This window comes from Nostoc sp. LEGE 12447, assembly GCF_015206985.1.
Lineage (GTDB): Bacteria > Cyanobacteriota > Cyanobacteriia > Cyanobacteriales > Nostocaceae > Nostoc.
Map to the genome: position 1 here is coordinate 1 of NZ_JADEXT010000053.1, position 24477 is coordinate 24477.

The window sequence follows — 24477 nt, forward strand, 5'->3', positions numbered from 1 at the left end:
AAACAAGCGTCATTATTTAAATTACTACAAAAGGGGAATGAAGGGGCTGCCGACGGCAGCCCCTTCATTCCCCTCTAAAATGATTATCATTATTGGTGATGGAATAGTTTATTTTCTGGAAGTCCCTTATCGTAGCCACTGACGACACCACGACCTTTGGGATCTAGGAAGGCAGCACCACGGTAGGAAGGAACTTTGAAAGTGCCTTCAAAGTCCGTGGAGGTGTTAATACTGCTCAAACTGGGTTGGGTTTGAGCAACCAAGTTTTTGATGGTGAAGAGGAAAGGTACTCGCTCACCACCAGGAAGTTGTACGGTTATGGCTTGGAAGTCAAGACCATCAGTTTCCTCAAAGGTCAAGCTATTATCTGAGTTGATTTTTAGGTTGCCTTGCACCTGGTCAATAGTGGAAGTGTATCTAGTTAACAATTTGCCAGCAACAAATTCTGCTTCTTGGCGTTTATTAGCAGGTTCTTCTTTGATGAAAAAGCTAGTTGGTTCTAAGCAAAGTTCTTTGATGGCATAAGACTGGCTAGAATCAATGGGAATGGAGCCACGGCTTGTTTCTGCTAGTTGGGGGCATTTGTTCGCCAAGCCAGTGCCACGAATTTGGTCGTAAGTAAGTACATCTCTACTACTAGTAGCAGGAGCATCACTACAAGCAGTTATTAGTCCCAGGCACAAAGCCAAGAATGCAACAATTAAAGCGCGATACCTCATGGTCAACCTCAATCTCAAAAATTAATATCTAAGTTGTAAAACTGCATCGAAGCTTTGATTTCTGACGAAAAGCCATCTCCGAACTGACACTGCGTTGCTCTGATTACCAGAATTGAAACAAATGTCAGGGCGTATAGGCTGGAAGTCGCCAGTCAAACTTTTCTCTGCTAAACGTAGTTAAACGTGTCGTTCTCTTGAGCTTGGGGAGTAAACCCCAGAATAAGTAGCACACTGTATCCTTATTTGGATGTGTGTAACTAGGGGGCAAAAAACCAGCAGTTTTACTGTTGGTGGCATTTGTTAGAGTTGGGCGGGGGGATGAGTAAGCGCTACACAGAGCAGCATAAGTGCTTGCCTCAAAGAGTGCGAAGAGAGTTGTCTGCTTTGCACTTTGCTTTTGCCAATTGCAAAAGCAGCGTCGCCCAAGTCTTTTTGTATCATGTATGTGACGCTACTACATACAGCCCATTGTTTGATGGGTAAATTAGCCAGATCATACGATTTTTTTTAACTCAAAATCAAAGTACTCTTAATTAACAAAGTCTCGTCCCGATCACATCTAGCTGATGTGGAGGCTATGCTAAAGGTTACTACGCTCTTTTAGGAGCGATCGCAATTGCTTTTAATAAAGATACAAATCTAGTTATATTCAACTCTTACTTAGGTAAGTGCAGTGAAGAGCAAAGGCGCTGAGTCTAGCAAAAAACCATCTAAAAGCCTACAGTAGCTTTATTTTCTGGGCTCAATCTCTAGAGTAACTACTGGCAAACTAGGGAAAATTAAAAATCTCCGGTAAATTTGAGTTGGCCTCATTTATACGGAAAAGTTGGCATGAACCATAACAAAAATCTGGAATCAGGGGAGTTGTCCTGTAAACTACAAGCGATCGCAACTGTGGTATATGATGCCGTACAGGGTTGTGAAGGTGAGACTGTAGCTCTTTTGGCAATGCTTAGGCAATTGGAACAGTTACACAGAGAGATCCGAGATGGGGTTTTTCAAGAGAGTTTGCCTGTTAACCGTCGGCAACTTTACTCACTCCTAAAAGATATTGAGTCTGAGGGAGGCTGGCCTTATATCGAGCGCATGAGACTACAAGCTTTTCTAGCGAATTTGCCACAAGAGGCTTCCCCAGAAAATAGCCGTGAAGTTTTAGAGAGCGATCGCTCCTTTGCTGATTAGCTCGAAAATTATTTTCTAGCTTTGAATTAACAACCCTGATCGCCTCATCAACCGCTAAACCAAGAGCGGTTGCTCATTGAGGCTTCAACTTAATTCATAATTAAAAAGAGTTTTTAGTGGGTATGCCATTACAAAGAAAGCGATCGCGCTCTTCAAGATTACGGTTGTGCTTGAGGTAATCACCCACCCAGTCGCAACCACGAACAAGCAGATCGTCAAGATTTAAATTCCACAGAATTATCGTGTTGTCATCACTAGCTGATGCTAGTGTTTGACCATCTGGGCTAAAACTGACACTTAACACTGGGGCACGATGCCCATTCAGACTTTTAATTAATTTGCCTTCATGACTCCAAAGTTTTACTGTACTATCCCAACTGGCGGCGGCAAGCAATTCACCATTGGGACTGAAAGTTACAGCGTTGACGCTATCGCTATACCCCTTTAATAAGGTTTTTAACAACGTACCATCCCGTCGCCACAGTTTTACTGTGTTATCCCAACTGGCAGAAGCCAGCAACTCATCAGTGGGACTAAAGCTGACACCTAACACCCAACTGTCATGGGGCGAAAAAGTTTTGAGCAATTTGCCTTCACGGTTCCACAGTTTTACAGTTTGGTCATCACTGGCAGAGGCTAAAATCTGACTATCAGGGCTGAAATTTACGCTATTTACCCAACCTTGATGCCCCACTAAGGTTTTGAGTAACTTACCTTGACGATTCCAAAGTTTCACGGTTTTATCTTTGCTAGCTGATGCCAAAAACTGACCATCGGGGCTGAAATTCACACTCATCACACTATCGCTATGTCCGTGAAGAGTCATGATTAAAGTACCGTCAAGCCGCCAAAGTTTCACGGTTTTGTCATAACTTCCTGAAGCCAGCATTTTACCTTTGGGGTCAAAACTGACACTAGGAACTTTACTTGTGTGCCCTACTAAAGTTTTGTAAAGTCGAGTTTTGAACTCGCCATTACTAGTGTATTTCTTCCAGAGTTTTACAGTGCGATCGCTGCTACCAGAAGCCAGCATCTGACCGTTGGGGCTCCAAGTAACGCTCAAAACTCGATCTTGATGCCCTTGAAGAGTAGACGGTGTTGGGGCATTTAAGCTCCATAGTTTCACGCTTTTGTCGAAACTTCCTGAAGCCAGCAATTTATTATTTGGACTGAAAGCGATAGTAACAACAGCATCACTATGTCCTTTGAAGGTTTTGAGTAAAGTACCAGTTATACTCCAGAGGTTTATGGCATTGTCTTCGCCTGCGGAAGCTAACTTTTTACTATCAGAACTAAAGTTCAAACTCCACACTGTACTGCTATGTTGCCGTAAATTTTTGTAAAGACGAAAGCCAAAACCGTCTTTAGTATCGTTAATCTCTCTCTGCCAAAGTTTCACTGTCTTGTCTCGACCTGCTGACGCTAAAAATTTACCGTCAGGGCTGAAAACAGCTACAGTCACACCCTGCTGATGTCCCTGCAAAGTTGTAACCAGGCTACCATCCCGTCGCCAGATTTTCACTGTCTTGTCATCGCTGGACGAAGCGATTAATTGACCATCGGGACTAAAGTTTACCCAGTTAACCCACCCTCGATGTCCTCTCAGGATTTTTACTAATGTACCGTCTTTGCGCCAGAGTTTTATAGTTGTATCCTTACTGGCAGTAGCTAACAACTCGCCATCAGGACTGAAATTAACGCTATAAACCCAATCTTTATGTCCTTTCAGGGTTTTATATGGCTTGGGATCAAATTCACCTGTAACCGGGTTTTTACTCCAGATTTGTACTGTTTTGTCGAGGCTGGCGGACGCTAGGGTTTGACCATCTGGGCTGAAGCTTACACAGGTAACAGCATCAGTGTGACCTTTGAGGGTTTGGAGTAAAGTACCATCAGGATGCCAAATTTTCACAGTCTGATCTCGGCTACCTGATGCTAGGGTTTGACCATCAGGACTAAAAGTTACTCCCCAGACAATATCAGTGTGCCCTTCTAAGCGATTGACTTCTGTTACCCCATAAACCGCCTGTTGCAGGGCTGTTACCACCCGCATTCGGGTATCTGGTTGCACTCCATCTGCCTGTTTCAGTTCTCTCCAAGCCCGCAAACTTTCTAATAAAGCATCAAACTCTTTATTAGACGCAAATAGAGCTTCGCTAGCAGCTGTGATTCCACTAATCCTCAAGTTGGTTTCACTGCGTTCAGCTCGTAGAGTCTGGTGAATTGCTGCTGTTTTTTGCAAGTTGGCTTGCCACCATAATGTCGCTATTGTTCCCCCCATTATTGCCAGCACTACGCCTACAAACCGTGCTTCTCGCAGCCGCCGTTGCAAGATCAAATTGAGTTGCTTTTGACTCAGTTGTTGAGCTACTTCTGCTCTAATTTTTTCGAGTTTGATTTTTTCAAACTCGGCGAGCATACCATAGTTGTTTTTTTGGCGAATTGGTTCAACTAAATAATCGTGAACTAGCTGGTAGCGATCGCCTAATTCTTCTCTGACTCGCAACACCAAACCTGAACCCACCAATATTTCTAAAATCAGTTCCCCAACTGTGTTAAAGCTTGATATTGTTTCTATATCATGGTTATTAATTAATGCAGCCGCTAAATCAGCTTTAGTTTTTAAAGGTCGCGTCCCTTTTTCATCAGTAAACTCAAATAATAATTTCCAACTTAACTCTTCATTCTCTGGGCCGCAGTCTTTGATGACTTCCCCTAGCCAGCGTTCAACCAATTTTGCCGAGCCGCCGCAAAGCTTGTATTGTCCAAGGGTAGTAATATTTTCTATTTGTAGTTGAGCGCCAACTATTTGTAATTCAATTGGATGTACTTCATCTAGTTCTCCTGTCAAATCCTGGACTAATCGGTTAATTAATTCATCACTAAGTTCATAATGAGAACGTTGAGTAAGACTGTGAATTATAGCGTTAGCATCCTGACTAGAGAATTTTCCTAGATAGTAGCGAATGTCCTTATCAAGAATATTTTTATTAATTACACCTAAATCATATAGTCCAATACTATTTTTTTGGCTCAAGCGTTCAAATTCTAATAAATGATGCAAGTAATCTTCTCTTAACGAAAGAATAATTTTTACAAATGAAATATTTAAACACTCACTAAAGAATTGATAAAATTCTATTCTTTGCGTAGGAGGATTACTAATAAAAAACAATTCTTCAAACTGGTCTAATATGATAATTATTGTATAGTTGCGCTCGGTTGCCAAACGAATTTTTTCTAACAGTATATTGAATGTAGAGTCAGGATTAACTGATATTCCTGTGTATGCCAGCGCTTGGTTTAGACTGCTTATTAAGACTGTCAGCCAATCAGTATAAACAGACAAAACAATAGGTATAGGAATGCGTTCTCCGATAACTTTTCCTGTCAGAGCTGGGACTAAACCAGCTTTGAGAATTGAACTTTTACCTACGCCTGATGGCCCATAAATTACTGTAAGTTTATAGTCAGCACGACTAATTCTTTCAATCAAACGATTGACATCTTGCTGTCGTCCTGAAGCTGATATTTCTTGGGCAACTCCTTCAGGAATAAACGGTATTTTTTGAAGTTCCAATGCTGGGTTAATTCTAGATCGTTGCGGCTGTAACTGACTTGCGCCAATGAAGGCGCGAAACCCATACTGATGTTCTATCTGAATCTTTTCTTGCTTGAGTTTAAAGGCTTCTGTATAGTTATGACGCTCAAAAAAGTAAAGCGATCGCAGTTCCTCTAAAATCTCTAAATATAGTGATGGCTGATGTTGTAGCTCACAAACTACCCTCGCCCATTCCAGGTTATTTATCGCTTCTTCTGATTCACCTAGATGTCGTTGTGTACGTGCAAGCAACAGAAGATACCAACTTTCTTGTCGTCGTGTTCGCAAAGCATCTCGCAGAGAAACTTCTGTTGCTTCTTCGGAAATAGAAAGTGCTGCATTCGCAAATTCATGAGCTAGTACCCAATTCGACTCTGAAATTGCTACATTTGCCAAAAAACCATAATTTTGAGCAATTTGTGCAGGAGTTCCATAGGTTTTATTTAGAAGTAATGACTTTTGAGCTAATTTTTTTAAGTCGTCCCAAGCTTGTAAACGTTGCAGCATTTCACAAGCAGGCAAAATAAATTTAGCAACTAAGTCTTCTCTTTGTACCTCCTCCAATACGTCCAGGCATTGTTTAAACCACAAGAGAGCATGTTCACAATACCTACTATTACTATTATTGTGTAGGTCTGCCATGCGGTGATAACACAGCCCTAAGTGGAATAGTACTATTGCTTGCTTGAGTAAAGGCGAAGGAGGAGTAGGGTGAGGACATGAGAGAGGTAAAGAAGAGTTACTCTCCAACTCAGCTACTCTCTTCGTTTCCTGCTGCCATAATGCTAGACTTCTTTGATAATTGCCTAAAGCACCATTAATTTGATCGTTGGCATATTTATCTCTTCCTAACACAAATTCTAAACTAGCTTCTAATCCTGGTGTTAATTGAACACTATATAGACGCAGCAAATCATTACGGGCTGATTCTATTTCGTGGCGGTGTTGAGACTTAGGATCTAAATCTAGAGAGGCATTAGATAAAAATGTTTCAGCACCTGCTTCTAAAACTTTGGCAAATAGAGATTCTGCTTCTTGATGAATCAAAGCAATTAAATCTGCTTTTGCCATTTCAAATTTAATCGTAGTTGCAGCCCAACTTTTAAAATCAGGTGCTAACCTGGACAACAATGATGCAACTTCATCTTGTAGCCACAACACTACTGGAAATGGAAAAGTTGCGGCATATATATCTCGCGCTTGGTTAATGCCTGTAAGTAAGTTTTCTAGGTCGATTGCTGACTCAATACCAAAAACCATAACAGCAGCTGGCAAAGAGTCTGTGAGGACAGCAGGATTATCTAAGGATAGCTCTGTGACTATTGTGTTATGTAAGGAAGTTGTTGACAAATTGAGGACGATTTCTCTGATATTGGTATCTTTGGTGATGGAGCGAATATTTTCTAACATTTGCTCACGTAATTGCCCATAGTTACACCGAACTAAAATTAGGGCAAATTGACCTTCAGAAAGTGCGATCGCTCTAATCAATCTTTGCAATGTATGCTGATTTTCTTTTGTGGAGACGTGTAGCTGCTTGTCAGTAGTCATTTGTTATTGGGCATTGGGCATTGGGCATTGGGCATTGGGCATTGGGCATTAGTTATTAGTCCAATGGCCAAGGACAAAGGACTAATGACTATTAACTTACCCAGCACTATTACTTGTTTTGTTGCCAAGCTAAAACTTTTTCTGTTTCTGCTAGGGCTGGACTGATGCCAAACCAGCGCCCCAGAGGGTCACGATATTCGAACAAATACATACTTCGTAGTAAGCTTTGATAGTCAGACTCACCTTTAACTCTCTGTTGTTGCACTACTTCAAACAATAATTCCCACTGGGATTCATCAATAGCTAATAGCAGATCGTCTCGGTAGTCTTTAATCACAGCTTCTAAGCATTCTCTAGAAAAAGGTGGATCTTGTCGTTGCAGGCAGCTATAAAGTAAACCCAATAAGTTGCGAATGTGGCCACCGCTAACGCGACATATCCGATCCAAGGTTTGGGAATGATCGAATAATTCTGTAATTAATAAAAGCCTTTCATTCAAAGAAACTTCTGGAAAAGCTCTTGCTAAGACTAACTGGCGTACTAGTGACATCCCTGGTTCGTAATCACTGCCATCTCTTTGCCGCACTAATACCATCGGCAGTACTTTTGGTGCAATACCTCCCCCCAGGCGATTTTTTAGTGTTTCATACTCATTGGAGAAAATTAGTGTTAGGGGAATTGTGTAAACTAGATGGCATTTGAGTCGGCGTAGCTGTTCGCCTCGGTCGATAAAGAGATATTCTGGTTGCGATCGCCCTGATGCTAAGGGACGCATATCGACTCGATCCAAATTATCTACGATCACTACCAGTCCTTTTTGACCCCGCAGCTTTAACTGTTCAATAGCCCTTTCTAAAATTTCTTCGTTAATCGCTTGCAAAATACTATTGGTACGTGGTTCCAAATATTGCCTCAGTTGATTCCGCATCTGAGTGCTATCTTTGGTTTTGGCGGTAATTTTGGCAATACCCAAGGATAATTCTGCTTGTCCAGAAAGCTCTATGGGGCTTTGTAGAAAATCGCCTACTTCTTTAAACAAATTGGTAAAGTAACCACCTTTGAGTTTGATGTTAATGCCTTCTAAACTGGCACTGACTTGACGGGCTACACTCAGCAAAATATCGCTGATATCAATATCCGCCATGTCTAAGTCTTGACTGGACTCAAAATAAACCACATGAAATCCTGCCAATTCTAGTTCTGTTTTGAGGCGCTGCAATTCCGTTGATTTACCGCAGCCAATGTGACCCGTAAATAACTGACAGGTTGGCTCATCAGGAGAAATCCGAACTATAGTCCGTTGCAATTCTTCGACAATCTTACAACCACGGACATCAGCAAAATCTATGTAATACTGGCGATCTAACACGTTGCTTATATTAAGCGTGTAGCTTGGGTTACATGCTTTATAAAAACGTGACAAATTGAATGTCGTTTTCATGTATGTATAGGTGTATGTAGACGCGTGTGTAGATGCAGTTAAATCGTATTTTTTATACAAACAATCTCTAACTTTGTTGTAGGCACACAATTAATTCGCAAGTTGGTAGTGTCTTGCAAAAGACAGCACTTATTACAGGATCACTGTCAGTATCTGTCAGTAGTATGATAGAGATTTAATTGACCCTAATAACCTTAAACATATCTGTCCTTTTTACACCTACTATTGAGGTTTTGACAATCTCATAGCTTTTCTTTAACCTGACACAAAGCTTGATGACGGAGTTAATCAGTAAAAAAAGCTACTCGATTATATTATTCCCTGTTTGTATAGTTGATGAGACATGACTAGTATGAATTATAGCAATCTATACAGAGATCAAGGAAGACTTATCTATCACTTCACATTCTATTTGTCAATAAAACAAAATCAGAAATATTTAAATTAAGATTTTGTAATCTTTAAAGAAAAATGCTTTATGTCCCTTGTCAAAAAGACAACAGTGAGTTAAGAATGGACACCGGAAACTTTAATAGGAAGGATGACTAGAGACTACCTTCGTTGTGTACTTACTGTAAAGTGTTACTAAAAATAAAAAAAGTCTTGAGGAGAGCGGCTAACAGATGCCGACAGTGTTTACTGAAATTAATAATGATACAAGCGCGTCAAGGAATTTGGATTGTAACCAGAAAGGGGTTTGAATGGCTGGCATAATATCAGTTTCCCGTACGGATCTTGCCCAGCGTCGTAAAAAATTACGTCGGCGACGGCAGATGAGAATTATTCAAGCTATTTGGCGAACCTTTGCCATTACCGGTTTGGCGGGTGGATTGCTGTGGGTAGCAGTTCAACCAGTATGGGTGTTAAAAACTCCCAAACAAGTAGTGATGAAATCAGGCAATCAATTACTGTCATATGAGACAACTCAATCCCTATTAGTGCTATCTTACCCCCAATCTTTGTGGCGGATTGAACCAGCAGCGATCGCAAACTCTTTGAAAAAACAACCAACTATTGCTCAAGCGATCGTGAGACGTCGCCTGTTTCCTCCCGGATTAAACATCGAAATCCAAGAACGAGTCCCTGTCGCAATGACTCAAACAGCAAGTGGGGCAAATCAGGGCACTGGCAATAAAAAAGTCACAATCGGCTTATTAGATGCAAGTGGGGCCTGGATACCTTTAGAAAAATACACATCACTGAATCCCACTAGGAAATTACCCAATCTCAGAGTAATTGGATCGCCCAAACAATACTGTCTCAACTGGACTCAAATTCATCAAGCTATCAGCCAAAGTACTGTGAAAGTAATGGAAGTTGATTGCCAAAATCCAGCGAATTTAATTTTGAAAACAGAACTAGGAAATGTGCATCTTGGCGTTCCAAGTACTCTGTTGTCTGAACAAATTAAGGTACTTGCCCAAATGCGCCATTTATCAGCGAAACTCGATTCTGGTCAAATAGAGTATATTGATCTGAAAAATCCCGATTTTCCCTTAGTACAAATGAACCAAAAAGACCAAAAATTAACTCCCAAAAACCCTAAAAATATCTAGCGTGTTTAATGTATTGATAGCTCTTAGTAAATTAAGAAGCTTTATGCTGATAAATATATTTATTATTTTCAGTTTTCCAGCAACTGCGCGAAAATCGGCATTAACTTCTAATTAAAATGAGAAGATCAATCATGAAATCTCTCTTGTGAGTAAAACACTCTCAAATTGTTACCCTAACATTAGGGTGCAAGATGTCTGACAATCTAACTTTGGTCTGTTGAGGATACTTCCAAAGACAGTTTACTGAAGCCCAAAGCTGTAAATTAAAGTACTACAAAAGGTTGCGTAAAGGCTACTTTTGGGTAATCAGTTTGGACTATTCTGTACCATATTTCTTAATTGGGTTACGAAACCTCTAGGAAAATCTTGATTTGTTGACCACACTAGTGAGGGTTCTCGTAAGATAGACTATTGCTTCAACAAAGTGTCCATTAAGACTCCCCAAACAACAAATTAATCAGGTATAGTCTGACAAGTAAATTCTTGCTTACTTCAACCTTAAGAATAAGTAAGTATCAGGTAAATTTTGTGTCTAAAGTTGCAATTATCCCCAATGGTGAAACCTATTAACAATATTATTGAGGCAGATAAGATGCGCTGTAGTGTGTCTTTAGAAGTTATGTTCTCCGATGAGAAGAATGAAGAGATTAATGTCTGGCTGAAGTTATACAGGTCACTTTTGGATAAATATAGGTATACTTCTCTAGAATTGGCTGTGCGATCAGCTGCATTAAAAGCTGATCTCATAGCAAATTTTCATCCCGCCAATTCTGTTAGGCTTGGCAGTAGTGAAAACAATAAAGAACAGTGCCATAGTATTGTGGCAGTGTCAAACTATAGTTGACTCTTAAGTGAATAGCACCTGGAAAAGTCGTTTATCTACCCTCTCACAAATCCAATGACACTTGATAATAACCAAGGACTCACCTATAAAAATTCCCAATCTCCGGGACAGCCTGGGTTTTCTCTGGCAGTTAACTCGACCAATCCCTTTAATAACTCTGGGATGAACTTCGGACAAAATCACGATAATAAGAAGATTTTTACGGAAAATAGCCGTATTGGGGAGATTGTTCCTGGTCGGGTTGCCAACATCAAAGTGATTGGTGTCGGTGGCGGCGGTGGCAATGCCGTTAACCGCATGATCGAATCTGATGTCTCTGGTGTAGAGTTTTGGTCAATAAATACTGATGCCCAAGCTTTAACTCTGGCAGGCGCTCCCAGTAGATTGCAAATTGGACAAAAGCTAACGCGGGGCTTAGGAGCAGGTGGTAATCCTGCGATTGGTCAAAAGGCAGCTGAGGAATCACGAGACGAAATTGCTACAGCTTTAGAGGGTGCAGACCTAGTATTTATCACCGCTGGTATGGGCGGTGGTACTGGAACAGGTGCAGCCCCAATCGTGGCAGAAGTAGCCAAAGAAATGGGCGCTCTCACTGTTGGGGTAGTCACACGTCCATTCGTCTTTGAAGGTCGCCGCCGTACCAGCCAAGCCGAACAAGGGATTGAAGGCTTAAAAAGTAGGGTAGATACACTGATTATTATTCCTAACAACAAACTACTGGAAGTGATCCCCGAACAAACACCTGTGCAAGAAGCTTTTCGCTATGCAGATGACGTGTTGCGTCAAGGGGTGCAAGGTATTTCTGATATCATCACAATTCCCGGTTTGGTAAATGTTGACTTTGCTGATGTCCGGGCTGTGATGGCAGATGCGGGATCGGCATTGATGGGTATTGGCGTTAGTTCTGGAAAATCTAGAGCCAGAGAAGCTGCGATCGCGGCTATTTCTTCACCATTACTAGAATGTTCTATTGAAGGTGCTAGAGGAGTTGTCTTTAATATTACAGGTGGTACTGATCTTACTTTACATGAAGTGAATGCAGCCGCAGAAGCAATCTATGAAGTAGTTGATCCCAACGCCAATATTATTTTTGGGGCTGTAATTGATGACAGACTCCAAGGTGAGGTCAGAATTACTGTAATTGCCACCGGGTTTACAGGTGAAGTGCAAGCTGCGGTACAACAAAGCGTAGCTAGCGTTCGAGTAGCACCTAATACCTCCAAGCGGCCAACAACACAACAACCCGCAGTTAATCCCCCAACCTCAACTCCAAGTTCAACTCCAACTCCAGAACCAAAAGAAAAACCTGGATTGGATATACCTGACTTCTTGAGAAACCGACAAAGACCACGGAATTAAAAGATTTTGGACTTTCCTGCGGAACGCTACGCGAACGGCTACGCTCAGTCGAACGATTTGAGATTTTAGATTAAATTAGCAGTCTCAGGTTAGGCTGAGTGCTGTATAAAATCTGTTAGTTTCAGGGTTTACCAAAAGCAGGGATAAGCAATCCGTTGCCATCCCTAATTTTGCTAATTGGTAAAGAAATTTGTTAACGCTACTTATAAAATTAACTTGGGCAGGGTTCTGCTGGCTCCCATGTCTAGCTTTGCTTTTGGAACAAATAAATCAGAAGACCTAGCCAACTAGGAATGCTTAAATGTAGCCCGTCGTAGACATTGCTACATCTACTTCCGCGATTCATTAAACTTATATTCTGTATAAACAAAGCTGCGTGGGTGAGTTGCCCACGCAAGCACCCGAAGTAATTCTATTTTTTAGAAAATAGGACACCAAGTAAAAATAATTTACATTTATCAATGAAGGCAAGAGGAAAACCGCTTGTACTTTAGAACTGCCTTCACCAGTAGTAGAGAAGACATTGACTGAACTCTAGTTCAGTGGCTTCAAATCAGCAGGGGATTTGACCACTGCTGATTTATTCTTCCTGCCTCCTTCAATTCAATGACTGTTCAATCCATTGAATAACCTGATAACCAAGGTGAGTACCATCTAGACGATCAATTTCACGAATTCCCGTAGGACTGGTGACGTTAACTTCAGTTAAGTAGCCACCAATAACATCTATACCCACAAAAATCAAACCGTCTTGACGTAATTGTTCGGCTACTTGGGTACAAATTTCATGTTCTCTTGGGGTAATTTCAGTTTGAGCGACTGTACCACCAGTTGCCATATTATTGCGAAAATCACTTCCGCTAGAGAGGCGATTGAGCGCACCAATCGGTTCGCCATTGAGCAGGATAATGCGTTTATCTCCTTCTTTTGCTTCCGGTAGATAAGTTTGTACCATTACTGGCACTCGACCTTGGAGGGTACTGAGTTCGACAATGGAGTTAAAATTGCGATCGCTCGATTGCAAAAATAAAATTCCTTCCCCGGCTTTGTTTCCCAGTGGTTTGAGAACAGTTGCCCCCTTTGCTTCGACAAATTGCCGAATAAACTGCTTATCAGCACTGACAATCGTTTCTGGAATCGCTTTGGTAAACTGGAGGGCATACATTTTTTCATTTGCCCCTCGAATGCCGCTAGGACTGTTAATCAGTAGAGTTTTATTTTGGTCAACATAATCCAGAATGTACGTGGCATAGAGGTAAGAATCATTGACAGGTGGATCTGTCCGCATAAATACGGCATCCATTGTCTCTAAAGAAGTTAAGGAGGAATCACTTAATTTATACCAAGGATTCGCCGCTATCCAGCGTCTCTCCACCAACTGTACTGGTACAAGTTCAACTCGCTGTAGGACAGCCCAAGCTTTGCCCTCCACCACACTCAGCAGATTTGCTTGAGTTACCCAAACTTCGTGTCCCAGGATTTGCGCTGCTTCGATCAGGGCAATGCTGGTATCATGACACGGGTCAAGCAGATGGATCGGATCAATGATAAAAGCCAGTTTCACCCTTTACACCTCAATCACCAAGAAATTAAATGGTTGTTCAATTATTATCTCTTGATGATCTTACTAATTGACGTACATCTGTACTGCTGAGTAGGAACTGGAGGGTAAAATCTTGTGGACAGATACTTTTGCGAGAAAAATTTCGTAAACAGAGTTGTAGCGACTGCCGTGTAATTTGCAGTGGCTTGTCGCTAGTGCAATATCTTCTAGACTTACACGGAAGTTAGTAGCTCATCTAGCTTGCCTTGACTGTCTAAAGCGTGGATGTCATCACAACCACCAATATGGTCATCATTGATGAAAATTTGCGGTAAAGAGCGCCTTCCATTTGCTCTTTGAGCCATTTTATTTCTGGCTGTCTCATCTCCGTCAATGCTGTATTCTGTAAATTCAACACCCTTACTCTTCAGCAAACTTTTGGCACGGATACAAAACGGGCAAGTCCTCCAAGTGTAAATTTCTACTTTTGCAGCCATAATGTCCTCAACTTGATTTAATACTTTTTAATTTTAGAACGTTGCAACTGGCTGTAGGTGTTCTATGCCGTTTTGACTTTACTTTCAGAAGTGTCTAACTAAATTCAGTTATTGGTTTCGCTGAGTTCCTTCGAGATCCGCTACAGTTAGCCAGCTTTTTGTGCAGAACTATGGAAAATGAAAAATCGTTGAAAAGCCTAGAAACAATGCAAGCTTTGCAACGATTTATAATTATTAGCCTATTTACACCATGTTGTACTTAATCAATTTTTACAGAATATAGGGTATGCACACTTGATTTTCTAAAAAACAGTATTTCCTTTTATGGAAGTATCTGGTGTTTCTCAGTATTAAAAACTAGAAAACTGTCACTTAGGCTACTACTAAAGATTTTTTCCTCACCACTTTGAATGCACCCACTGCAAATAAACCAAGGGCGGCTGTTGTCCCAGGTTCAGGTACTTGTTTTGGTGGAGGAGGCGGAGGACTGTAATAATTCCCTTGTGCTTTTATAATGCTAGGCTCACTTAAATTGGTGCCATATTGGAAGCGAACACTACCAATTTTGCTTATATCAAAGTTAGTGGGCAGTCCTGACAAAACGAACGTGGCCGAATTGTCAACAAAACTTCCCCCTTTGATTGCTGGATTTGCATTAGCATTGTAGCCGTCAATAATGCCGTAATTAAATTGCTGCTGTCCACCAAGACCTTGAAAAATACCCAAGCCGGCAGTACCTAAACCGTAGTCTTGGGTTATTCCACTGAGTCCTGCGGAATTGGTAGTAGATGCAAATGCCCATTCTTTGCCATTAGTAGGAGTATTGAGAAGATTTACATTATTTGTAGTGGTAGAGGAGGTTTTTTGAGTGACCGTTGCAGCTGTTGCTGAAATTAACGATAAGTTTAAGGGAGATCCAGCATAGTCCCAAAAGACTGATGTAAGAACATCAGAAGGGACTGAAACATTTTTCATGTTCGTCAGGGTGACTGTCAACTTACCTGGATTGAGTAAGTCATCAAACACGACTGATGATGCTAGAGCATTATTCGATGCTGAGTTAGTTCCTGTGACTGAGAAAGTCATAGAGGCTGCATCTGCTTGGGACATCTGTGAAAATGTCACTACAGCTAATGCTGATATACAACAGACTGCATAACCCGCTATTTTCTTGGAATATGGTTGAGACACTCGATTGAAACTCCTTTTCTTTTTATTGAGGATATTTAAGACCTCTCAAAATAACTCTTTGATGGAAGTTACCAATGTCTAAATTTACACAAATAAATACAACTTGTCTACGTTGTTTGGCGAGGTTAGCTAAAAATTTAAATTTGGAATTATCAATATATTTTTTATGAATTAATGGAGATTTTCAGTATTTACACTTGATATATTTTTTTAAATTAGAATTGTTTATATTCACGCTGAATAATCAATATTTGGTTTCACGATATTATTACTTAATTAACAGATTTTTAGGAGATATTGACTATCCTATGAGGAAGAGTTGTAGGTTGGATAGAGCGCAGTGTTGCCCTGTAGAAAACCAGCCTGCACTAGGTATCTCACGCCAATCCACACAAGTAGATGTTTTAATCTTTCACTAAGTACATGAGCTAAATTAAATATAGGACTCCTATTTGATGTTTGAAAACATACTGAGATGAAAAGCCAGCTTTATCAGGGTTTTATTTAAAATATTGTTCAAAATCAGATTTAAGTTTTGAAAAAACTCACTAGAACTCAAAAAGGTTTTTTCCCTACTTCCGAACCCCTACTCCCTGCCTATCTCTCTTGCGTGGTGCGCGAACAACAATCAGACAGGAGTTATAAAACCACTGTACTGGTGTCAATACGCTTGGGTTAAGCAAAGCGCAACCCAACAAAGTCCCGGAAATGTTGGGTTTCGTTTCTCCACTCAACCTACGCCGTTTAAGTTTTTTGGCGCTAACTGAGCCGTATTGGTACTGGTGTGGCAATGCTAAAATGATGCTTTAAAAATATCTAGAGAATTAAAGTTTAAAAGCATAATTCAACTTTTCTACTATTCCTTATAAAAATGCAATAAATAAGGGAAGGCAATTTATCGCCTTCCCCAAAGTTAAATATTCACGGCACTAATTATAAAGTGCGAACATTGAATTAGTTACTCAACATTTACCTACTATCAACGGCATATTCAATTAGTTGAGCAAGGCGGTGACGTAGGGTTTCTAATCCCAAGCGCTGACTCGCTGAAATAAATACCGCTAGGGGGAATTCTTCTCTAGCTAAAGCTAGTGTCTCACTATTGGCTTGATCGATCTTGTTAAAAATAACTAGCGCCGGGCCAGGAGTTATTGGCATTTGCGCTAAGATTTCTCTGACTGAGCGAATATGACGCAACCAAGCTGGGTGAGACAAATCCACCAAGTGCAGTAGGGCATCAGCTTCTGTGACTTCCTCCAAGGTGGCGCGGAAGGCATCCATTAATGATGCAGGCAGTTCGTGTATGAACCCTACTGTATCTGTAATTAGAATTTCCTGATGTTCATTGGTTTCGCCATAAGGAATCACCAGGCGGCGGGTGGTAGGATCGAGAGTGGCGAATAGTTGGTCGGCTGTATAAACTTCTGCATTTGTGAGAGCGTTTAACAGGGTAGACTTACCAGCGTTAGTATATCCAACCAAAGCTACTGAGGGAATTTCTCGATGCTGCCTTCGTTGCCGTAACCGTGAACGATGGGCTTGCAGCTGAGTTACTTCTTTTTGGAGTCGGGAAATACGCTGCCCAATGGCACGGCGTTCAGTTTCTAGTTTGGTTTCACCAGGGCCACGAGTCCCAATACCACCGCCTAATCTGGACATGGTGCGACCTCTACCAGCCAGTCGCGGTTGCATGTATTCTAACTGTGCTAGTTCTACTTGCAATTTACCGGCACGGGATTGAGCGCGTTGAGCAAAGATATCCAAAATTACTTCGGTGCGGTCAACCACCCGGATACCAATTTGCATTTCTAAGTTACGGACTTGGGAGGGGGAGAGGTCGCGGTCAAAGACGACAAGATTGACTCCTAGGGTTTGGGCAGTTAGGGCAATTTCTTGCACTTTACCTTCGCCAACTACTGTTTGGGGATGAACGCGCGATCGCTTTTGTTGTATTGTCTGTAATACATCTCCCCCGGCAGTATCAACTAAACGTGCCAATTCTGCTAGGGTGTCTTGGAATTGTAGGGGAGTTGCCTCACTGGTCATCAGCCCCACAATTAGCACGCGATCGTGGTCAGCATCTACTTCCTGGGCAATAAATTCTCGCTGAAATTCTGCTTCCAGATTTTCTACCAAGTCTACTAAATCCTGGTCTGCCAAATCATCCAAACCCATAGGTGGCGATATATTCCAACTTGGGGTTTGAATTTTGCTCTCTTCTACTTTGAAAGCAGCAGGACTAGTAATCAGGGTGCGAGACTCTTGGGGTATTAGATGAGCTAGATAAGCTTCTTTGACATATCCAGTTGCACCGCCTCCCCGCCGTGTAAATCCGGTTCCGGTAATGTTTAGGACAACTAGGGCATCTAAGCGTTGCAGGGCCATAGCCGTGAGTGCCGCTTCGTTGGGCGGTTCTGGCTTCAGATGGGTGGCAATACAACGAATACCACTGAGTCGTTCTGCACCGTAACGGGGCAATTCCATCGGTGGTATTTGCGTTTGACGCGGTGTGCCTACCCCGACGCGAATCACTTGTCCGCGACGGTTGATGTAGGCGCAAACAGGCTGATTGACTTCTGTGCTAATTGCTGCCAGACGCTGGGAAAACTCAGGCGTGGTGATGCGATCACCTGGTATACGCTGGTGATACAGCCGCTGTAGTTGTTTCAGCTGGCTGGACTTTAAACCTTGAAGATTTCCGTAGATAGTTTCTATAGGCGTTTATGACCAGTAAATGGCCCCCCAAATCCTTCTTATGTCTATTTTACAACAGGGTTTAGGCTGTTATCTATATCTTCTGAGGGATGCATTGGGAATTTATCGCCTATAGTCTTGATTTGAACCTATTTTGGTGGTATGGGTCTAGCAATGTTAAACCAATAACATAGCATTCCGCGATCGCTTCACTGCTGTTTGTAATTCTGCCGATAGCCAGCTATCAAATTGCGGATAAACTGGCGATCGCGGCACTAATTCCCACCCAGCAGGTTGTAAAATATTTCTCAAAGCCTGTTCCTGAATATGGGGATAATCAGGATTCACTTCATCTTTTGGCCCAATTCCGCCTAAATCTCGCGCACCAGCTTCGATACAAGCGAGTAACCAGAAGTTATCCTTAACTAAATTCGGCGGAATTTGAATAGTAATATCTGGCGATAAAATCTTACGTGCTTTAGCAATTACTTCTGGTAATTGATGGGAATTAAAAGGAGGTGCATCAAAAGTTTGCTGATTTCCTGGGCTATGAGGTTGCAGGATGACTTCTTGAATGTGATGGTAACGTTGGTGCAAGTTAGATATAGCTTCTAAAGTTTCCCACCAATCATCAGAGGTTTCTCCAATTCCTAACAGTAAGCCAGTTGTAAAGGGAATTTGCAACTCTCCCGCCCATTGTAATTGTTGTAAACGAACTTCTGGCAATTTACTCGGTGCGTGTCGATGTACACTATTTAATAATGTTGGCGTTAACTGTTCTAACATCAACCCCATCGAAACATTAACACGCTTGAGTTTTTGCATTTCATCAAAACTCAATGGCCCTACATTGGTATGTGGTAAAAACTCCATTGAAAGTGCTAACTCGCACAAATCATAAATTCGCTTGAACCACGCCTCACGCCTTGACGAATGGGGATGCACTTCACCACTGAGTATGAGGATTTCGCAGACTTTTTCGTTTTGAAGTGATTTTAAACTATTTTCTACATCCGAAAGACTCATCCAGGGACTTTTACCAGGTTCACTACGAAAGTTGCAGTAACTACACCTATTAAAGCACTCGTAAGTGGGAACGATTGTATAAGCAGGGCTATAGGTGACAAGACGAGAATTATTAGTTGGCATAATTAGGATAATCTCAAAGAATGCCTTGTTTAAGCTATATGTAGCAATTCTATCTGAGTTGTGAGAATTACTTTTTTAATGAACCGCAGAGGTACAGATAACACAGAGAGAAGAATCAATAGAAATTTAAAAAAATGATTTGGTAATGCTTTGGTAATGCTAGAGATTACCGTGTCATTCTTGTTGCCAAAATATTTAGATAAACAAGAACTATTTTGTTTTGTAAATTTCTGGTAACTGCCACCAAGGGACATGGGGATACTCGTGATGTTCCTCGTGGTAGCCAAAATGATAGCACGTGATAAATGACCACCAAATTGGACGGTTAATTGTTTGTGAATGATGAGGCTCAATATAACCTCCTATGGGTTCACTATGGGGTAGGAAAGTACCAAAATAAAATAATTGGAATGAACTTAAAAGCGAAGGAATCACCCAAAAGGAAGTTAAATTAGCAGTGGGTATATGGAGGACGTGATTATTAAAGTGATAGAGAATAGTCAAGGCAATGATTTGTCCCCAACTCCAGTAACCCTTCATAAAATGAAAATACCACGCAAAGAAATTTTTGTGTTTCCCATTATGAAAATCGGGGTCTATTTGGCTTGCAGGATTATGGTGATGTATCCAATGTTTTTTTAATAACTTTTTATAGGGTAAAAGACCATATAAAGATAAAGTTAATGTCCCAATAAAATGATTAATTTTGGTGTTTTGGGGAAAGACTACCCCATGCATAGCATCATGAGATGTAATAAATAATCCTGTATATAAGAATGTTTGCCAAAGTATACTAGGCAAGAGCATCCAAAATGTTAATTTGGAGATGTCAAGGGAAAGTAATAAACTCAGGCTAATGACCCATGTAGTAACAATAATCGTAGCAATGAAAAGTGCCTTGAACTGAAATTTATTTTTCCCTAATGTGGTCAATTTTGTTTGATGACTTGGTGGTTGCTCTAATTGAATCACGCTTTTACTCCGCCTAATATTCCGATGAAAATTCCTAAAATTATAGTCAATAGAAAAAGCACTAACTACCATCAAGAAAACTCTATTAGTGGTCAGTGTTTTAAATTGGACAGTGCGAATACTCTAATAATATGTACAAACATTAAGATACTTTAACTATTATTGCACAAGCAACTGCTATTCTAAAAACTGTTTTCCCTTAAAAGCTTGGGTGATATGAGCGAGGACAGTGTTCAACCTGGTATCTGCAATAACCAGGGTCTTTTCTTTGCTCCTTTATAATCAGTCTGTAACAAAAACAGTCAGATTAATGAGGGGTAGGGGAAATGAGTACTGATGCATACTGCACTCGGCTGTAGGTGTTCCCGAAGTAGGTAAGCTAGAAAACGAATAATACTTAGGTGGTCGTTCCAAATTTCAGAGTGAGGGGTCAGCACACGTTCAGCAGCATTGCAGTTTTTGCTATTGATACGAGGTTTTAGTTTTATCACTAAGATAAAGTGCAATTATTAAGTTACCTTAAGGAGCTAATTACATTCTTCATATTACTTAACTTATCTCTTTGACGCTATCTGTCTCTAGTTTCAAAGTAAATGCAACTCTAAAGAATGAGATTTTAAGGAGTTGAGAAAATATTTATCTAACAAAAGATCAATAATAGCTTTTATTAGCCTATCGCTCAGAGGTATTTTTACCAAACAACTGCTATTAAAAACTTGTAATCTCACTAAAAATCTATTTTGGATACAATCAAAAATCCAACGAAAGTTAGAAGGTTTTTGAAGTGTTATTATCCAGACTAATAAATAGTAAATAGGTTTTTTAAACTTAAAGTATGGCTCCTAGGGTACTAATTACAGGTGCTTCTGAAGGCATTGGCAAAGCAACGGCTCTTTTATTTGCGCGGCAAGGATATAACTTGGTACTTGCAGCTCGTCATGCTGACCGCTTGGAGGCTTTAGCGCAGGAAGTGCAAAGCATTGGCTATCCAGCACCATTAACGCTTACTTGCGATGTCACTGACTCATCTCAGGTAAACGCGTTAGTGCAAAAGGCATTAGAAAATTATGGCTATATCGACGTGCTGATAAACAATGCCGGCATCTTTGCATCGGGGCCAGTAGAGCAGTTTTCTCTTAGTGATTGGCATCAAATTATAGACACTAATTTATGGGGATATATCCACACTATTAATGCTCTTCTGCCTCATTTTCTCCAGCGTCGAAGTGGAACTATAGTTAATTTAAGTTCCATCGGTGGTAAGGTGCCAAGTGCTTATTTGGTTCCCTATTGTACTAGTAAGTTCGGCGTGACAGGGTTGACGGAATCGCTACAAATAGAACTACAGCCAAAAGGTATTCATGTTTGTGGGATTTATCCGAATTTAATTAAGAGTACTTTAATGGAACGGGCAGTTTTTCGAGGCAAGGATGAGCAAGATACTCATACTCGTCGTGGACAGCTTGAGAATGTGCTGAAAAATCCGGTGGTGGAGAAGCCTGAAGATGTAGCAAATGCTATCTGGGATGCAGTCAAGAATAAGAAGTCAGAAGTGATGGTTGGTTCGGCGAATTTCTCACAAGCTTTGTATCGCTTGTTTCCTGGGTTGATAAAGTGGGTTTCGCGGCAAGGGTTGAAGAATCAAGATAATTGATTTTTGCTACCAAACAAAATATTTTCCTATCGTGACTCACATTCTCGTTTGGTTACATAATGGCGATAGCGAAACATTGCTTCTAGTTGCACTTGTACTAACCAACCACTAACAAATTCAACTGTTTCTCCACCAGGCATAGAGAAGGAAATAGCATCAGTCAGCCTAGTTTTGCCAGCTTCCGGTTCAAATTCATGTCGATGCACCCAAGACTCAAAGGGGCCAGATATTTGTTCGTCGGTAAACAGGCGATATTTATCGCATTCAGTATGACGCGCTAGCCAAGTTAATGGTAATGGGCCGAGAAACAGGCGAAATTCGGTGATAGCGCCCACGTTCAGCCCCCCCTCACGACGAACCACTTGGACTGGCTGCCAAGGTGGATTCAGTATTTGCAAAATATCTGGCCTTTCGTGAAATTTCCAAACTACTTCTGGTGAGGCATTAATTACTGAGGAATGTTTAAAGTGCAGCATGGAAAGAAAAACCTAAAATTCAACTTTCTGATTCTGTATCAATCTCGATATCTAGGGTATCTTCGTCAATCCGGACATACAAAATATTTGGGTTACAGCAAACTTGACAATCTTCTACATAAGATTGCTGCCCTCCAGCACTCAAATCAATAAAAGTTAAGTTCGGTTCGCCGCAATAGGCGCAGTAATACTCAGCTGTGTTTTGCATCAATTCATGGGTACTGGGTACTGGGTACTGGGTAATGGGTATTGGGTACTGGGTACTGGGTATTAACTTTTAATTCCTAGTTTCTATTCCCCAGTCCCCAGTCCCTAGTCCCTAATCCCCAATACTGGCTGTAATTCCTTTGGAGATGGGTTGATATAACTCTGAGCATCAGCCAAATGCTTTAGTAGTGTAGACTGTGGCAGAGGCCCTTGCAAGTGGTTCCAAGGTAATACTTGTTCTGTAGACCAATCAGCATGGACGTAGTAATCCAAATCGGGGATTTGTCCTTTTAGTTGTTTGAAAGCACGTTTGTAGCTACCCAAGGAGTCGCCAAAGTCACGAGTTAACTGAAGAAGTTGGGATAGTCTGCGATCGCCTCTCGATAACAAAGCTTGTATAATCGACCAATTATAGCTTTCTGGGCGAAACTCTATTCCCTGCGGTTTTAGCAGTTTTTGCAAAAACTGCAACCGCTTTTCTGCTTGACGATTTACCCCAAACCATTGAAATGGTGTGTGCGCTTTGGGTACAAAGGTGCTGCATCCAAATGTTAGGCGTAATCCTGGTGCAGCTTTTTTGATATTACGCATCATTGTCACCGTTTGCTCTAAATCCTCTGCTTCTTCACCAGGAATTCCTGCCATTCCGTAGAGTTTCAAGCTTTTTAATCCGCCAGTTTTGGCATTTATCGCAGCTTGGATAATTTCGTCGCTATGCAGCTTTTTGTTGACGATTTGCCGGATTTTCTCAGAACCACTTTCTACTGCAATGGTAAGCGATCGCGTGTCTCGTTTTGCCAAAGTTTCTGCTAACTGGACTGTTACAGTATTGGTTCGCACTGAGGCAATACTGAGACGGACATCATCATACTTTGGCTGACTTATATAATCTAGCAAAGCTTCAAACTCTGGATGCTGAGTTACAGAAGCCCCCAATAATCCTAGCCGATTTGTGACTTCTAAACCTTTTGCGATCGCAGGAATTAAAGAATCTTCCAGACTAGCTGTTCTAAAAGGCAGTGTGAGATAACTTGCCAAACAAAAGCGGCACATTTCTGGACAACTTCTCACCACTTCCACCATGTAAATATTTTCCCATGCGGCTTTTTCGGTGACTACAGTCGAAGCCGATAGAGTATTTCCCCGATAAGTCTGCTTTTGCACCACTGCGGGAATTTCTGGAGAAATTGGTTTAATTGACTTTATTGCACCATCTTTTGTGTGGTATTCGACTTCATACAAACTGGGAATATAAATTCCTGGGATTTGTGCAAGTCTTTTGAGTTGAGTTTGTCTAGAAGCATTTCTTACTTCTTTGTACGCCTCAATGAAATTTCCCAGTAAATTTTCGCCATCTCCCAGTAAAATTACATCAAAAAAGTCTGCAAAAGGTTCTGGGTTAGCTGTGAGAACGGGGCCACCACCAAAAATTATCGGATGAGAATCATCACGAGAAGTTGCTTGAATAGGAATTTCTAAAGATTCCAGCAAATTTAAAATATTCACATAATCCAATTCCCAGGAAATCGAAAATCCCACAATTTCTGGCGTTCTGGGGAGTTGTTCGTGAGTATCTGTAAACAGGCGACTCACCTGTACATCATCACGCATTGCCAAGGTTGCCCAAACTACCTGATAGCCAAGGCTAGTGATACCTACGCTATATTCATTGGGAAAGGCGAATATTATGGGAATAGCGTTGGTGTCTGGGGTGGTGGGGGTGAAAAGGAGGCGTTCAGAGTCAAATACAGATGAGGTCATGATAATTCGTAATTCGTAATTCGTAATTCGTAATTAATACAGTTAGAGTCAGATTATATACAGGCAGCATTAATTGTTTT

General features: G+C 41.1%; 16 protein-coding genes and 1 pseudogene. 5 read left to right on the forward strand and 12 right to left on the reverse strand.

Annotated features, from left to right (window positions below; all coding sequences use genetic code 11):
- Positions 1-119: 119 nt before the first annotated feature.
- Positions 120-719 (reverse strand): annotated as a pseudogene (gene psbO, locus IQ274_RS31340) (photosystem II manganese-stabilizing polypeptide); the annotation flags it as partial.
- 831 nt (positions 720-1550) lie between these two features.
- On the opposite strand from psbO, the gene IQ274_RS31345 reads away from it, so the two are divergent.
- Complete coding sequence (locus IQ274_RS31345) at positions 1551-1901, forward strand: hypothetical protein (protein ID WP_163934371.1); 351 nt, start codon at positions 1551-1553, stop codon at positions 1899-1901.
- A 100-nt stretch (positions 1902-2001) separates the two neighbouring features.
- On the opposite strand, the gene IQ274_RS31350 is transcribed toward IQ274_RS31345, so the two are convergent.
- Positions 2002-7053, reverse strand: a complete 5052-nt coding sequence (locus IQ274_RS31350) for a hypothetical protein (protein ID WP_194144580.1) — start codon at positions 7051-7053, stop codon at positions 2002-2004.
- 109 nt (positions 7054-7162) lie between these two features.
- Positions 7163-8494: a P-loop NTPase fold protein gene (locus tag IQ274_RS31355; protein WP_114086114.1), complete on the reverse strand. Its 1332-nt coding sequence runs from the start codon at positions 8492-8494 to the stop codon at positions 7163-7165.
- A 701-nt stretch (positions 8495-9195) separates the two neighbouring features.
- Here IQ274_RS31355 and IQ274_RS31360 point away from each other — a divergent pair.
- From IQ274_RS31360 to ftsZ, 3 genes are all read left to right on the forward strand, one after another.
- Positions 9196-10050 carry a cell division protein FtsQ/DivIB gene (locus IQ274_RS31360; protein WP_194144581.1) on the forward strand — a complete coding sequence of 285 codons (855 nt, stop codon included), beginning with the start codon at positions 9196-9198 and terminating at the stop codon, positions 10048-10050.
- 553 nt (positions 10051-10603) lie between these two features.
- Complete coding sequence (locus IQ274_RS31365; RefSeq protein ID WP_228058491.1) at positions 10604-10894, forward strand: hypothetical protein; 291 nt, start codon at positions 10604-10606, stop codon at positions 10892-10894.
- 54 nt (positions 10895-10948) lie between these two features.
- The gene (gene ftsZ, locus IQ274_RS31370; RefSeq protein ID WP_194144582.1) at positions 10949-12253 is read left to right on the forward strand and encodes a cell division protein FtsZ; all 1305 of its coding nucleotides are present in this window, start codon (positions 10949-10951) and stop codon (positions 12251-12253) included.
- A 598-nt stretch (positions 12254-12851) separates the two neighbouring features.
- Here the strand turns inward: ftsZ and gshB are convergent.
- The 6 genes from gshB to crtW all read right to left on the reverse strand — a co-directional run bounded on the left by gshB (position 12852) and on the right by crtW (position 20299).
- Positions 12852-13817, reverse strand: coding sequence for a glutathione synthase (gene gshB, locus IQ274_RS31375; protein WP_163934383.1), 966 nt, complete (start codon positions 13815-13817; stop codon positions 12852-12854).
- 212 nt (positions 13818-14029) lie between these two features.
- Positions 14030-14293, reverse strand: coding sequence for a glutaredoxin 3 (gene grxC, locus IQ274_RS31380; RefSeq protein WP_163934385.1), 264 nt, complete (start codon positions 14291-14293; stop codon positions 14030-14032).
- Between the two features lie 372 nt (positions 14294-14665).
- On the reverse strand, positions 14666-15484 hold the full coding sequence (locus IQ274_RS31385; RefSeq protein WP_322745398.1) for an XDD4 family exosortase-dependent surface protein: 819 nt from the start codon (positions 15482-15484) through the stop codon (positions 14666-14668).
- Positions 15485-16453: 969 nt separating this feature from the next.
- Positions 16454-18199, reverse strand: a complete 1746-nt coding sequence (gene hflX / locus IQ274_RS31390) for a GTPase HflX (protein WP_194144590.1) — start codon at positions 18197-18199, stop codon at positions 16454-16456.
- Positions 18200-18355: 156 nt separating this feature from the next.
- Positions 18356-19327, reverse strand: coding sequence for a 7,8-didemethyl-8-hydroxy-5-deazariboflavin synthase subunit CofG (gene cofG / locus IQ274_RS31395; RefSeq protein ID WP_194144583.1), 972 nt, complete (start codon positions 19325-19327; stop codon positions 18356-18358).
- Positions 19328-19537: 210 nt separating this feature from the next.
- On the reverse strand, positions 19538-20299 hold the full coding sequence (gene crtW, locus IQ274_RS31400; RefSeq protein WP_163930744.1) for a beta-carotene ketolase CrtW: 762 nt from the start codon (positions 20297-20299) through the stop codon (positions 19538-19540).
- A gap of 835 nt (positions 20300-21134) precedes the next feature.
- Here crtW and IQ274_RS31405 point away from each other — a divergent pair.
- Positions 21135-21953 carry an SDR family NAD(P)-dependent oxidoreductase gene (locus tag IQ274_RS31405; RefSeq protein WP_194144584.1) on the forward strand — a complete coding sequence of 273 codons (819 nt, stop codon included), beginning with the start codon at positions 21135-21137 and terminating at the stop codon, positions 21951-21953.
- Between the two features lie 26 nt (positions 21954-21979).
- On the opposite strand, the gene IQ274_RS31410 is transcribed toward IQ274_RS31405, so the two are convergent.
- The 3 genes from IQ274_RS31410 to IQ274_RS31420 all read right to left on the reverse strand — a co-directional run bounded on the left by IQ274_RS31410 (position 21980) and on the right by IQ274_RS31420 (position 24397).
- A complete protein-coding gene (locus IQ274_RS31410) occupies positions 21980-22429 on the reverse strand; it encodes an SRPBCC family protein (protein ID WP_163930746.1) in 450 nt (149 codons plus the stop codon).
- 19 nt (positions 22430-22448) lie between these two features.
- Positions 22449-22637, reverse strand: coding sequence for a CPXCG motif-containing cysteine-rich protein (locus IQ274_RS31415; RefSeq protein ID WP_163930749.1), 189 nt, complete (start codon positions 22635-22637; stop codon positions 22449-22451).
- 104 nt (positions 22638-22741) lie between these two features.
- Positions 22742-24397 (reverse strand): radical SAM protein, encoded by a 1656-nt coding sequence (locus tag IQ274_RS31420; RefSeq protein WP_194144585.1) that lies wholly within the window; start codon positions 24395-24397, stop codon positions 22742-22744.
- Positions 24398-24477 lie beyond the last annotated feature (80 nt).